The following is a 13004-nucleotide window of genomic DNA, read 5'->3' as shown; positions in this document are numbered from 1 at the left end:
ATATTTTCAGGCCTTCTCGGCATTTTCAGACCTTCTTGACGAATTCGGACTTGAGCTTCATCGCCCCGATGCCGTCGATCTTGCAGTCGATGTCGTGATCGCCCTCGACCAATCGGATGCTCCTGACCTTGGTGCCGACCTTTACAACCTGGCTCGAGCCCTTGATCTTCAAATCCTTGATCACCGTCACGGCGTCGCCGTCACTGAGCACGTTGCCGTTGGCGTCCTTGACCACGGGCGTGTCGTCGTCAGCGCTGGCCTCGCTCGGGTTCCACTCGTGGGCGCATTCGGGGCAGATCAAAAGCGGGCCGTCTTCGTAGACGTACTCGCCGTTACAGGCCGGGCAGTTGGGCAGGGACATGGCAGGGTTCTCCGGTCAAGGGCGGGCCGAGCCGCCGAAAGGCGCGCAGTGTAGCGCACCTCGACCGAAGACGTAACGCAGAGCGACCCCGAGCCGCAGGCGGCTGTTAGTGAATCACCGCGCGAATCGCCCCGACAGCCACTCATCCACCATGCCCGGAAGCTCCGAGCGATTCTGCCAGCGCGAACGTGGCTGAATTGACGCCGATGCCAACGCCCTCGTGACCGAGCGCGCAGGGGAAAAAGCCTTCTGGGTCGTTGCCGGAGAGCGTGAACATGTCGGTGTGACAGAGGCTGGTGGTCACGATGCGCACCAGCGCCTCAGCCGCTTTATCATGTACTGCGCGTTCGGATCGTCGGTCTAGGCCGCGAATGCCGGGCAAGGCTCGAAGCCGAACGCATGATACAAGCGCCGGACCGGATCGAACGCCGCTCGCCTCGCTGGGTACGATCCCTCATAATAGAGCGCTTTCCGCTCGATCTCCCGACTTCGACAGGTGGTGTGCCATGTCCGATATCCGCGACCGAATCAACGGCCTCAATCCACGCCAGCGCGAGGCCGTGCACGCCATCGAGGGGCCGTGCCTGGTGCTTGCGGGCGCAGGTTCCGGCAAGACCAGCGTGATCACGACCAAGATCGCCTATCTGGTGCAGGAGTGTGGCATGAGCGCGCGACGCATCGCCGCCGTAACCTTCACCAACAAGGCCGCCCGCGAGATGAAAGAGCGGGTGCAGTCGATGCTGCCGGGCAAGAGCGGTCATGGGCTCACGGTGTCGACCTTCCATACCCTCGGGCTCAACGTCATCCGCGCCGAACTCAAGACGCTCGGCCTGCGCCCGGGCTTTTCGCTGTTCGATCCAGAAGACGCCAAGACCCTGCTGAAGGATCTGATGCACAAGGACGCTCAGGTCGATGCCGAGCAGATTTCAAAAGTGCAGGGCCTGATCTCCCAATGGAAGAACGATCTGGTGCTGCCGGGCAAGGCGATCTCTCACGCCGAGACCGAAGACGAGGCGTTCGCCGCCCGCATCTACGAACACTATGTGCGCCATCTGAAAGCCTACAACGCGGTGGATTTCGACGACCTGATCCTGCTGCCGGTCACCCTGTTCGAGCGTCATCCGGAGGTGCTGGCCAAGTGGCGCCGGCGCATTCACTACATGCTGGTCGATGAGTATCAGGACACCAACTCGAGCCAGTACCAGCTGGTGCGGATGCTGATGGCCGAGCGCCAGAACTTTACCGTGGTCGGCGACGACGATCAGTCGATCTACGCCTGGCGCGGCGCGCGGCCGGAAAACCTGATTCAGCTCGGAGAAGACTTTCCGAGCCTCAAGGTCATCAAGCTCGAGCAGAACTATCGGTCTACTTCGATCATCCTCAAGGCCGCCAACACGCTGATCAGTAATAACCCCCACGTCTATGAAAAGACGCTGTGGTCGGACAAGGGCCGAGGCGAGGCGATTCGGGTGCTGCTCACCCGCAACGAGGAGGCCGAGGCCGAGCGGGTCGCCAGTGAAATGCTGACTAGACGGATCAAGGAATCCGCCCAGTGGCGTGATTTCGCGGTGCTCTATCGTGGCAACTTTCAGGCCCGGCTTTTGGAGCTGAAGCTCCAGCACTACCAGATTCCCTACAAGCTCTCCGGCGGCACCTCGTTTTTCTCGCGCAACGAGATCAAGGACGCGATGGCCTACCTGCGGGTGCTGATCAACCCCGACGACGACAACGCCTTCCTGCGGGTGGTCAACGTGCCACGTCGCGAGATCGGCCCGACCACGCTCGAAAAGCTCGCCAACTACGCCGGCGAGCGCCGCGTCAGCCTGTTTTCGGCCTGCCATGAGATGGGGCTCGGTGAAGTGCTGCCCGAACGGGCCATCGAGCGCCTGGGCCGGTTCGCGCATTTCATCGACGGCGTGCGCAAGCGAATGGATCAGGGCGAATCCATCGCTGCCATCCGCCAGATGTTTCTAGAAATGGACTACGAGGCCTGGCTCTACCAGAACGCCAGCGCCCCGCAGATCGCCGACAAACGGATGGCCAATGTCTGGATTTTAGTCGATCAGCTCGAGCAATCGATGCAGCGCGAGGCCGATGACAACGGCGACGTTGAGAGCGACGACGAGACCGACAGTGTCGAGGCCGCGATTTCACGGCTGGTGCTGCGCGACATTCTCGATCAACAGGCGCAGGAAGACGACGCCGACCGCGTGCAGCTTCTGACCATGCACGCCTCAAAAGGCCTCGAGTTTCCCCACGTCTACGTGATGGGGCTTGAAGAAGAGCTTTTGCCTCACCGCAATTCGATCGAAAACGGCGACATCGAGGAAGAGCGGCGGCTGGCCTACGTGGCGATCACCCGTGCCCGCCAGACGCTGACCCTGACCCTTGCCCGCCAGCGCAAGGCGTTCGGGGAGATGATGAACTGCACCCCGAGCCGCTTTCTGGACGAACTGCCGGAAGAGGATCTGGAGTGGGAAGGCCGCCCCGACAAGGACGACCCGGAGAAGAAACGCGAGCGCGGCGCCAGCGCCATCGCCGGGCTGCGCTCGCTGCTGGGCTGATCGGTACGCGTTACGACTGAGGCGCTTACGCGCCCCAGTCGAGATCCACCGCGCCCTCGAATCCGAGCTGACGCCAGGCATCGAACACGATCACCGCGCAGGCGTTCGACAGGTTCAGGCTGCGGCTTTCCGGCAGCATCGGAATGCGAAGCCGCTGAGCTTCCGGCAACGCATCGATCATGGCCTGCGGCAGGCCCCGGGTTTCGGGGCCGAACACCAGCGCATCTCCTGACTGGAACCCCGCCTCGGTGTACGAGGTGCGCCCACGGGTCGAGACCGCGAACACGCGCGCCGGCGCAACGGAGGCCATGAACGCGTCAAAATCGACGTGGACCTGCACCCGCGCCCATTCGTGGTAATCGAGCCCGGCGCGGCGCAGGCGCTTGTCATCAAGCACGAACCCGAGCGGCTCGATCAGATGCAGGCGAAACCCCGTATTGGCACACAGCCGGATGATGTTGCCGGTGTTCGGCGGAATCTCCGGCTGATAGAGCACGATGTCGAGCATCAGAAGCCGACGCTCACCCCAAAGACCGGGCCGCTGTCGAGGGTCGAGGTGTCATGACCGTCGAAATCGGCGCGCACATAGCGATAGCCGACGTAGCCGTAGGTGTTGGCCAGAAGCGTTGCCCGAAGCTGGGCGCCGTACTCATAGCCTTTTTCGTAGTCGCCGTGGCTCAGGCCTTCCGGTGTATAGAAGCCGTAGCCGCCGACCGAGACGCGCGGAATCGGGGTATCGACGAACGCCGAACCGCCAAGGCCGACACCGCCGCCGTGGCCTTGATGGGCATCCCAGTACTGATAACGGGCGCCGACGCTCAGATCGACCAGCGGCGTGTAGGGCGAGAACATCAACGAGCCGGAATAGGCCTTGTTGGTGTGGCCGTTGTCGTCGGTTTCAAAATAACCGATGCCGGCGTCAAGCCCCGGGAACAGGCCTTGCGAGGCGTTGACCTGAGTGCCGTTGGAGCTGGTGTTGGCGTTCAGGCTCAGGGCAAAGGAATTCGTTGCGGCGAACGCTAGCCCGAGGCCTGCGGCGCATGAGAGAATTTTTTTCATGGTGTGTCATCCTTGAATGAAGTCGGTAGAAACAACGTCGGCAGCAACCTGGTCAGCTCGAGCGCTCGACACCATAGCGGGCGCGGTAGTCACGAATGGCTTCGGCGTGACCCTGAAGCGACTCCCCGGCGTACGTTTCAAGGTACTCTAGTATGAGATCCAGCGTCACGATCGGCACGACCGGCATACCGAACTCAGCCTCGACCTCTTGAATGGCGCTCGTTTCACCCTGACCGCGTTCCTGACGATCCAGCGCCACGATCACGCCGGCGGCAGTGGCTCCGGCACCGTTTATCAGCGCCATGACTTCACGGATGGCGGTGCCCGCCGTAATCACATCATCGATGATGGCGATGCGGCCGGCGAGCTCGGCGCCGACGATCTGCCCGCCTTCACCGTGATCCTTGGCTTCCTTGCGATTGAACGCAAAGGGCAAATTGCGGTCATGGTGGGTGGCAAGCGACAGGCTTGTGACCGATGCCAGCGGAATGCCCTTGTAGGCCGGCCCGAAAATCACATCGATATCGAGCCCGGCGCGTTCAATGGCATTAGCGTAGCATCGACCGAGCATGTCCAGTGCTCGACCGGTATGAAAACAGCCGGCATTGAAAAAATAAGGACTGATCCGACCGGACTTCAAAGTGAACTCGCCGAACGAGAGTGCGTTTTCGGAAATGGCGAATTCGATGAATTCTCGCTGATAGTCAAGCATGTCGTTCCCTTTGATGAGCCAGTCGGTTTACCAAAACGGTCAAAGCTCGGGTATCATACACGCGCGAAAAACAAGGGACCACGTATGAAAATCGCCAGCATCAACGTCAATGGTATCCGAGGTGCCGTCGAGCGGGGATTGCTCGACTGGATCGCCGAGCAAGACGCCGACGTCATCTGTATTCAGAACCTCAAGGAAAAAAGCTTCGAGTTCGAGGAAGCGCTTTTGTACCCCTCAGGCTACGAAGGCTATTTTCTCGATGCCGAAGAAGACGGCGTCTCGGGCGTGGGGATCTACTGCAAGCAGATTCCGAAGGCCATCATGTACGGGCTCGGCTTCGAGCAGTGCGACAACGAAGGCCGCTTTCTGCAGGCCGACTACGACAAGTTCAGCGTGGTCTCGTTTTTGATGCCCGAGGAGCCGCACGCCAAGCAGCGCTTCATCACGCAATACACCGAGTATCTGACCAAGCTGAGCCGCAAGCGCCGCGAATACATCCTCTGCGGCACCTGGAACATCGCCCACAAGACCATTGATCTGGCCCACTGGGCCGATTACCAGGGCACCCCAGGCTTTCGTCCGGAAGAGCGCGCGTTCATGGATCAGGTGTTCGGGCCACTGGGCTTCATCGACACCTTCCGCGAGATCAAGCGCGATGGCGGCCACTACACCTACTGGCCCAAGCTCGACAGCGACCTGCCGCGCCAGCGTCAGGACGGCTGGCGGCTGGACTATCAGGTCGTCGGCCCCAACCTTCAGCGCACCATCAAGAACGCCTGGGTCGACACCAACGCCACGTTCTCAGAGCATGCGCCCCTGATCGTTGAGTACGATCTGCCTCTGTAAGCGCGACGGTCCCTCGCCGACAACGCCAGCTCTCGGGCTGGCGTTGTTGTATCGATCAGCCAGATCAGGGGTGTGACGCCAAACGCGTCTGATCAATCGCGCACATCCAGCGCCTGGCGCTGATGCACGAACAGATCCTTGCCGCCCTTCTCGGCCAGATCCAGCATCGCGTTCAGCTCAAGCCGTGAAAAAGGCGCCTGCTCGGCGGTGCCCTGCACCTCGATCAACCCGCCATCTTCGGTCATCACCACGTTGAGATCGGTGTCGGCGTTGGAATCCTCGTCGTAATCCAGATCCAGCACCGGCGTGCCCTTGTAGATGCCGACCGAGACCGAGCTTACCAGCTGCTTGAACGGGTCACTCTTGATCTGGCGCTTGCGCTGCATGTGGCGGATCGCCTCCATCAGCGCCACGCAGCCGCCGGTGATCGCTGCCGTGCGCGTGCCACCATCGGCCTGAAGCACATCACAATCCACCGTAATGGTGAACTCGCCGAGCTTTTTAAGATCCACCGCCGCGCGCAGGCTACGCCCGATCAACCGCTGAATCTCGAGCGTGCGGCCGCCCTGCTTGCCACGCGAGGCCTCACGCCCGCCTCGAGTATGGGTCGCGCGCGGGAGCATGCCGTACTCCGCCGTCACCCAGCCCTGATTCTTGCCCCGAAGCCAGCGCGGCACCCCGGCCTCCACGCTTGCGTTGCAAAGCACTCGGGTATGGCCGAACTCCACCAGCACCGAGCCTTCGGCGTAGCGGGTGAATTCACGGGTCAGCTTGATCTCGCGCAGGGCATCGGGGGTACGTCCACTTGGGCGCATCGGAAAACCTCATCTGTCAGTAAGTAAGCGCAGCGCGCCGTCGAAGTGCGCCCATTCTACACGCTTGCGCGCGTTAATCCGTTACACTGCGCCACAACCTGAGTCGACCGAGGTCGACCGCCTGTCGTTTGATCACAAGGAGTGCTCCCATGGCGCACAGCATGACCGCCTTCACCCGCCAACACCGTGAAACGCCCTGGGGCACGCTGAGCCTCGAGCTGCGCTCGGTCAACCAGCGCTATCTCGAGCCGCACTTCCGCCTGCCGGAAACCTTGAGAAACCTCGAGCCGCACTACCGGGAAAAGCTCAGAAAAGCGGTCGCGCGCGGCAAGGTCGAATGCCACCTGCGCTTCGAGCAGGACGACACCGCCAAGAGCCTGACCATCAACCACACCCGGCTCGAAACCCTGGCCCAGACCATGGAAGCCATTCAGCGCAGGCTCCCGCAAAGCAGCATGCCCAGCACTTTGGCGCTGCTGGATTACCCCGGCGTCACGGCCTCCGAAGGCGTCGATAACGACGCCCTCCACGCCGAGGCGCTCGCGCTGTTTGACCACGCACTGACCGATTTCCTCGAAGGCCGCGCCCGTGAAGGTGAACGCTTGGCAGAGCTGATCCGCGAGCGTCTGACCGGCATTCGCGCGCAGGTCGCGGAGGTGCGCGCCCACCTGCCCGCCGTGCTCGAGCGCCAGCGCCAGCTCATCCTCGAACGGCTCGAGCAGGCCAAGGCCGAACTCGACCCCGCTCGGCTTGAAGCCGAAATGGCGCTGCTCGCGCAGAAATCCGATGTGGCGGAAGAACTCGACCGGCTCGAGACTCATGTGGATGAAGTAGAGCGGCAACTCATCTCAAGCGGCCCCGTCGGTCGCCGGCTCGACTTCCTGATGCAGGAACTCAACCGCGAAGCCAACACACTCTCCTCCAAGGCCGTCGTCACCGACACCACCCGCTGCGCGGTGGAGCTGAAAGTGTTGATCGAGCAGATGCGAGAACAGATTCAGAATATGGAGTGAATATTCAACTGTGTATTTGGGCTGACTTAACGCGCGGATACCCCTCACTCTTCGATGCAAATGGACTGGAAGTGTCTGGTCGGCGTCTAAACCTTGGTAAGCCTCACCAGGGTTTTCACTATCTGGACTAACAAAATACTCAGGGTAAATGCTTAAGCACCTCCTGAATCGAGGGAAAGCCTATCGACGCGCTAACCAAGCGCAGCATCGAACATCGAGTCACCGTGAGTCATACCTGCTTCGTCAAGCAGCCAAGCACGAAATGCTGCTGCATGAGGATGAAGATAATGGTGGCTCGAATAGACCAAGTGAAATGCTTCTGAAGTGGATATTCTAGGGCCAAAAGGTGCTTCCAAACGCCCTCGAGCAATCATATCTTCGACCAAAGAGCTTCGCCCGAGCGCGATCCCGATGCCTTGAGCGGCGGCTTCCAGCGCGCTGATCAAGGTGTCGAATTGAAGTCCTGCTCGGGTATCGAAATGGCTACCGCCCGTTTTTTTAAGCCAGTATCCCCACCCCTCTTCATACCCGATCACATGCAAGAGCGTCTGACCAGACAAAGCCTCAAGCGAGGATAATTGCGCGCTGCACTTGAACATGCCCGGGCGACATACCGGGAAGAGCTCATCCCAGGTCAGGCGCTCAGACGTCATACCAGACCACCCTCCTTGACCATAGCGAATTTCCATATCCGCATCCTTGTAGCCCTCGCCGGCCCAAATATTGCTGGTGAAACGCAGATCGATATTAGGATGGAGTGCTCGAAACCGGGCCAGGCGGGGCGCTAACCACGTTGTAAAGAAAACCAGACTCGCTCTGATCGTAATCAGCTTGGGGCGTCCCTGCCCGAACAGCTCCTCGGTCGCCGCAGATAGGCGTTCGATGGCCTCATGAATCGCAGGCAGATAGGCAAGCCCTGCATCCGAGAGCACAAGTCCCTGCGGCAGACGCTTGAACAATGAAACACTCAGCTGAGATTCCAGCCCTTTGATGTGCTGACTGATCGCAGCCTGTGTCATATGGAGTTCGTTGGCCGCACGAGTGAAACTCAGGTGGCGAGCCGCCGCCTCAAAAGAGCGCAGCCAGTTCAAAGGAGGAAGCCTTCTGCTCATGGGACGGATGATCGCTCCTGGACATACATCATTGGGAATCGAGGCGAGAGTGAACACTCAATATCCACACATAGCCTCTCATTACATTAGAAATTACCTTCTAAAAATGATTATGCCACTCGCTGATCTGGACCGCGGTTAGTCTATGGTCTGAAGAGTGTTTTACTTTTAAGACATAAACCCAGTTACTTTTAAAACATAAAACCAGGGTGGCTATGCGATTACATTGTGCGCCACCCTGGGTTTTGTACTGCCGGATTCTGACTCTTTAGAAAGAGATGTCTAAGCGTCTCGATCTCGCAGATACATACGTACGATCTACCAGAGACGCCGATAAATTTCGACGATCTCATCCGCGCTGGGAACGCGTGGGTTATTTCCAGGGGAGCCTGAGGCTAGAGCCTGCTCGGCCATTTGGGGCAACACATCGAAGAAATGCTGGCGTTTAATACCATATTGCTCAGGGGTCGGAACGTTCAGTTCCTGATTCAGCAAGGTGAGCGCCTCGATCAGGTTATGGTTGGCAACTTCATCGCTGTCTGTCACTTCAGCCATACCAAGTGCCCTTGCGCACTCGGCGTAGCGCTCAGGCGCCGACGGCAGTGAAAACGCTGTTACCTCCGGCAGTAGCATAGCGTTCGAAAGCCCGTGGGGCACATGAAAGTGCGCACCGATCGGGCGACTCATTCCGTGCACTAGAGCAACCGAGGCGTTAGAAAAGGCGATGCCAGCAAGGGTCGATCCCAGCATCATTGCCTCACGAGCCGATTTATCCTCACCGCTGTGATAGACCCGGCGCAGATTGGGCCCGATTAACCGCATAGCCGAGAGCGCCTGACTGTCGCTGTACGGATTGGCTTTTTTGCTGACGTACGCTTCGATGGCATGCGTCATGGCATCAATGCCGGTGTCTGCTGTAGTTCGAGCAGGAAGGCTCAGCGTCAAATCATAATCGATCAAGGCCGCAACAGGCATAAACCCAAGCCCGGCACACAGCATTTTTTCATCGGTTGTCTCATCGGTAATGATTGTGAACCGAGTGACTTCTGACCCAGTGCCTGCTGTGGTCGGGATAGCAATAATTGGAATGCCCTGCTCATCGACTTGTCGCGGGAACTTGTAATCGCGCATTTCTCCGCCATGGCGGGCAAGAATTGCAATCGCTTTGGCACTGTCGATAGGGCTGCCACCGCCTAACGCAATAATGCTGTCGTAGTTGCCATCACGTGCCGTCGATACGCCCGCTTGGATAGACGCAACTGTCGGCTCAGGCAGCGTATCTGAAAACACATCAGCACTGAGGTTATGCTCGCTCAGCACGCTCTGAAGCCTTTCGGCGTAGCCGAGTTTAACCATCATGCCGTCTGTGATGATCAGCGGACGCGTGCAGCCCAAAGTAGCTAGCACGTCAGGCAAGGCATGACTTGAGTGCTCGCCAATCTGCATAGTACGCGGCAAAACAACCTGTGTGGACATGACGACTCCCTCGCTTTCAAGTAACAGTGGCTCAAAAAAGACACGCCCCCTCGCCGCAACGGACAATTCCCCCTGCCGCTGAAACAGCGTTTCCATCGCCTCGATCCGACGAAGCAATGAGCGGGGTGGCAAAGAGTGTTCGTGCAAAAGGATGGACGCCATTCTTGTGAGCTCCACTCAATCTTGGCAAGCAAGAAAACCCTTCCCTTAGCCCCTAAAAAATTTATGCCACCGCACATCAAAAAAATGAGGTCTAAGGCCTTTTTTTTATTGTTGGTCGTCCTCTGTCGCAAAAACTAGGATCGCCTCTTGTCGAGTCAGGCGGTGAAGCACGTCAACAAGCGCATCGCTGCCTGAGCATTATTTTTGCCGATGTGTCTAAGAGGGTGAGTTTTGATGAAAACGTGCACGCAGCTCCCATTGGCCGGGGTTCGCATTGTCGATTTCGGGCAACAAATCGCAGGTCCTGCAACCGCCATGGTACTCGCCGATCTAGGCGCAACCGTCGTCCATATCGACCCGCCTCAAGGCCCCCAATGGGACCACCCGGCCAACGCCATACTGCACAGAAACAAAAGCTGCCTCCGGCTTGATCTGAAAACCTCCGAAGGCCTTGAGCACGCGATGGCGCTCATCAAGAAAGCCGATGTCGTGATCGAAAGCTTCCGCCCGGGTGTCATGAAACGGCTCGGTATCGATTTCGATCAGCTCACCGCCGAGCGCTCGGATCTCATTACACTCTCGATGCCCGGTTTTGCCAGTAACGATGAACTGCGGCGCGAATGGAAAGCGACCGAGGCCATCGTCGCCGCGACCTCCGGGGCGTTTACCGACATGGGGTTCAACCGCGTTCTGATGGGGCTCAATCCAAGCTTCTCCCCCCTACCTTTAGGCTCGGCCTACGCCACAACACTCGCTGCCAGTGCCGTAGTCATGGCCTTGCTGGCTCGTGAAAAAAGCGGTCAAGGAGACATCATCGAAGTGCCGGTCGCGTCAGCACTAATGGAAGGCCTATCGTATAACTCCATCGTTATCGACAACCTGCCAGAGCGCTACAAAACCATGCGGGAAGAAGAGATTGAGTACCGCAAAGCCAACGACATTTCGATGGATCTCAGCTACGAAGCCCTTCAGGAGTACCTCGATCCATTCTATCGCACCTACCTATGCGCCGATGACCGCATGTTCTACTGCGTATGCCCATCTCATCGAAATCACGCCCGCCGCGCCCTGCAAGCGCTGGGCATTTACGATGAACTGGTCGCGGAAGGTCTGCCTGAAGTCGAAGATCTGCACCTACCCATCAGTGAATGGGAAGGCGAAACCTCCATCGGCGTCTACCCGCTGCCCAAAAAATGGGCCGACCGTATTTCCGCCAAGATGAAAGCGGCCTTTCTCGAAAAAACATCGGGTGAATGGGGCGTTATTTTCGGCGAAAACGGCATTCCCGGGGCGCCGCACCGCACGACAAAAGAGTGGGTTAACGACGAGCACACAAATACCGCAGGGCTGATTATCGAGGTCGATGACCCCGAATACGGCCGAATGAAACAGCCTGGGCCCATCGTGTGGCTAGAGGCATCGAGTGAACTCATGTTGACGCCGCGTCCGAGAAAACAGGTGTGTTTCGAAGAAGCGCTGGACGAACTGACACGTGCCGAGCAGACGCACGCCTCGAACCGTTCTCAACGCCAGAATATACCACCCACCTCCGCCAAGGGATGGCTCGACGGCGTGCGCGTGCTCGATTTGACCAACGTCATCGCCGGCCCGCACTCCACGGCATTTCTGACCCGTTTCGGCGCAGAAGTGATCAAGTTGGACCCAGTAAAACCACTTTATGACCCATTGATCGGCACCCTATTCACATTCCAGACCGGCATGGGCAAGCAAAGTGCTCTAATTGACATTACCGGCGATGAGGGCCGCACGCTCTTTCATCAGCTGATCAAAAGCGTCGATATGGTCGTCATCAATGCCCCACAACGGCAGTTGAAGGCCCTCGAGCTCGATCACGAAAGCCTCCAGGCCATCAATCCAGGTGTTCTGTTTTGCCGCCTGGACTGCCTGGGCGGCCCCCGCCCGGGGCCAAAAACCGACTACATCGGCTACGACGATATCATTCAAGCCGTGAGTGGCATCATGAGTCGTTTTGGCGGCCCAGAGACGCCAGAAGAGCACGCTCACCTTGGAACCCTGGACGTCAACTGCGGATTCGCTGGTGGGCTTGGCATGGCCGTAGCGCTGTATCATCGCCAGAGAACCGGCGAAGCTTCACGCGCCCGCACCTCGCTTTCTGCCGTTACCAACCTCGCTCAATTGCCCTTTGCCTTCGATTACTCAGGCAGAGCCGCCTTTGATGAACCATCAGGCCGTAATGCACTTGGCAATAGCGCGCTCTCGCATTTTTACCGAACCAGCGATGGGTGGATCTATCTAGACGCGTGCCAAGCGGAGCTTCCCCGGCTGGCGCAGCTCGAGGCCCTTAATGGCCTCTCTGAAACCAAAAACGTCGGCGAGTTTTTGGCCCATGCCTTCGAGCGCGCACCCTCGGCCTATTGGATTCAATTGCTGCATGACATCGATATCGCGGCCGCCGAGCCCTTGAGCATTGAAACACTCAGGGCCGACAACAGCCGTCATGCCGATGGGCACATGGGCATTGACCGCGGAAGCTACGCGTTTTCGATTTACCCCGACCATCCGAGCGGCCACTGCATCACTCAGATCGATCATTACTCGATTCGCCCGCGACACGCGCCGATCGCCGCACCCTCACAAACCGAACGGTTCGGCGCCTCGACCCGGGCAATACTCTCGAAGCTCGGTCATGACGACGCGACTATCGACTCGATGATCGAGCGCGGCGTTGCCGGCACCGGCTGGGGACGCGAGTTTCTGCCGAGTTAACCTTGCTAACCCTGCTATCACCACCCGGTCAGTTACTGACCGGGTGGTTTGAAGATTAAAAGCCTCTTCTCCCCTCTTACTCTCGACCAACCACCGACACGCTATAACCACTAAGACACGCTATAACCACTAAGAC

General features: G+C 58.8%; 11 protein-coding genes and 1 pseudogene. 4 read left to right on the top strand and 8 right to left on the bottom strand.

Annotated features, from left to right (window positions below; genetic code table 11):
- Nucleotides 1-25 precede the first annotated feature (25 nt).
- Complete coding sequence (locus NAT23_RS10805; RefSeq protein ID WP_251928205.1) at nt 26-361, bottom strand: zinc ribbon domain-containing protein YjdM; 336 nt, start codon at nt 359-361, stop codon at nt 26-28.
- 205 nt (nt 362-566) lie between these two features.
- Nucleotides 567-692, bottom strand: a pseudogene (locus NAT23_RS10800) (alcohol dehydrogenase catalytic domain-containing protein); the annotation flags it as partial.
- Between the two features lie 175 nt (nt 693-867).
- Here NAT23_RS10800 and rep point away from each other — a divergent pair.
- Nucleotides 868-2925 carry a DNA helicase Rep gene (rep, locus tag NAT23_RS10795; protein WP_251928204.1) on the top strand — a complete coding sequence of 686 codons (2058 nt, stop codon included), beginning with the start codon at nt 868-870 and terminating at the stop codon, nt 2923-2925.
- A gap of 25 nt (nt 2926-2950) precedes the next feature.
- On the opposite strand, the gene trmL is transcribed toward rep, so the two are convergent.
- From trmL to pyrE, 3 genes are read right to left on the bottom strand one after another with little or no spacing between them, the layout of a single operon-like run.
- A complete protein-coding gene (trmL, locus tag NAT23_RS10790; protein ID WP_251928203.1) occupies nt 2951-3433 on the bottom strand; it encodes a tRNA (uridine(34)/cytosine(34)/5-carboxymethylaminomethyluridine(34)-2'-O)-methyltransferase TrmL in 483 nt (160 codons plus the stop codon).
- On the bottom strand, nt 3433-3984 hold the full coding sequence (locus tag NAT23_RS10785) for a YfaZ family outer membrane protein (RefSeq protein ID WP_251928202.1): 552 nt from the start codon (nt 3982-3984) through the stop codon (nt 3433-3435). The genes trmL and NAT23_RS10785 overlap by 1 nt, the downstream gene beginning before the upstream one ends.
- A gap of 52 nt (nt 3985-4036) precedes the next feature.
- Nucleotides 4037-4696: an orotate phosphoribosyltransferase gene (gene pyrE / locus NAT23_RS10780; protein ID WP_251594718.1), complete on the bottom strand. Its 660-nt coding sequence runs from the start codon at nt 4694-4696 to the stop codon at nt 4037-4039.
- An 84-nt stretch (nt 4697-4780) separates the two neighbouring features.
- Here pyrE and NAT23_RS10775 point away from each other — a divergent pair, with 84 nt between their 5' ends.
- Nucleotides 4781-5542, top strand: a complete 762-nt coding sequence (locus NAT23_RS10775; protein ID WP_251594716.1) for an exodeoxyribonuclease III — start codon at nt 4781-4783, stop codon at nt 5540-5542.
- A 92-nt stretch (nt 5543-5634) separates the two neighbouring features.
- Here NAT23_RS10775 and rph read toward each other — a convergent pair whose 3' ends face one another.
- Nucleotides 5635-6357, bottom strand: a complete 723-nt coding sequence (rph, locus tag NAT23_RS10770; RefSeq protein ID WP_251928199.1) for a ribonuclease PH — start codon at nt 6355-6357, stop codon at nt 5635-5637.
- Nucleotides 6358-6506: 149 nt separating this feature from the next.
- Between rph and NAT23_RS10765 the strand changes: the two genes are divergently transcribed.
- Nucleotides 6507-7370, top strand: coding sequence for a YicC/YloC family endoribonuclease (locus NAT23_RS10765; protein ID WP_251928197.1), 864 nt, complete (start codon nt 6507-6509; stop codon nt 7368-7370).
- 191 nt (nt 7371-7561) lie between these two features.
- Here NAT23_RS10765 and NAT23_RS10760 read toward each other — a convergent pair whose 3' ends face one another.
- Complete coding sequence (locus NAT23_RS10760) at nt 7562-8539, bottom strand: LysR substrate-binding domain-containing protein (RefSeq protein WP_350028331.1); 978 nt, start codon at nt 8537-8539, stop codon at nt 7562-7564.
- Between the two features lie 261 nt (nt 8540-8800).
- Nucleotides 8801-9958 carry an iron-containing alcohol dehydrogenase gene (locus NAT23_RS10755; RefSeq protein WP_251928195.1) on the bottom strand — a complete coding sequence of 386 codons (1158 nt, stop codon included), beginning with the start codon at nt 9956-9958 and terminating at the stop codon, nt 8801-8803.
- A gap of 396 nt (nt 9959-10354) precedes the next feature.
- Between NAT23_RS10755 and NAT23_RS10750 the strand changes: the two genes are divergently transcribed.
- Entirely contained in the window at nt 10355-12868 is a 2514-nt protein-coding gene (locus tag NAT23_RS10750) for a CoA transferase (RefSeq protein WP_251928193.1), read from the top strand.
- Nucleotides 12869-13004 lie beyond the last annotated feature (136 nt).

This window comes from Larsenimonas salina (genome assembly GCF_023736155.1).
GTDB classification, from domain to species: Bacteria; Pseudomonadota; Gammaproteobacteria; order Pseudomonadales; family Halomonadaceae; genus Larsenimonas; species Larsenimonas salina.
The sequence above is the reverse complement of the archived record's forward strand: the minus strand, read 5'-3'. Positions and strand labels throughout refer to the sequence as shown.

Excerpts from the sequence above, each read along its gene's own strand:
- NAT23_RS10785 (WP_251928202.1), bottom strand. The coding sequence starts at position 3,984 with ATGAAAAAAATTCTCTCATGCGCCGCAGGCCTCGGGCTAGCGTTCGCC.
- NAT23_RS10755 (WP_251928195.1), bottom strand. The coding sequence starts at position 9,958 with ATGTCCACACAGGTTGTTTTGCCGCGTACTATGCAGATTGGCGAGCAC.
- rph (WP_251928199.1), bottom strand. The coding sequence starts at position 6,357 with ATGCGCCCAAGTGGACGTACCCCCGATGCCCTGCGCGAGATCAAGCTG.
- NAT23_RS10765 (WP_251928197.1), top strand. The coding sequence starts at position 6,507 with ATGGCGCACAGCATGACCGCCTTCACCCGCCAACACCGTGAAACGCCC.
- NAT23_RS10750 (WP_251928193.1), top strand. The coding sequence starts at position 10,355 with ATGAAAACGTGCACGCAGCTCCCATTGGCCGGGGTTCGCATTGTCGAT.
- trmL (WP_251928203.1), bottom strand. The coding sequence starts at position 3,433 with ATGCTCGACATCGTGCTCTATCAGCCGGAGATTCCGCCGAACACCGGC.
- NAT23_RS10805 (WP_251928205.1), bottom strand. The coding sequence starts at position 361 with ATGTCCCTGCCCAACTGCCCGGCCTGTAACGGCGAGTACGTCTACGAA.
- pyrE (WP_251594718.1), bottom strand. The coding sequence starts at position 4,696 with ATGCTTGACTATCAGCGAGAATTCATCGAATTCGCCATTTCCGAAAAC.
- rep (WP_251928204.1), top strand. The coding sequence starts at position 868 with ATGTCCGATATCCGCGACCGAATCAACGGCCTCAATCCACGCCAGCGC.
- NAT23_RS10775 (WP_251594716.1), top strand. The coding sequence starts at position 4,781 with ATGAAAATCGCCAGCATCAACGTCAATGGTATCCGAGGTGCCGTCGAG.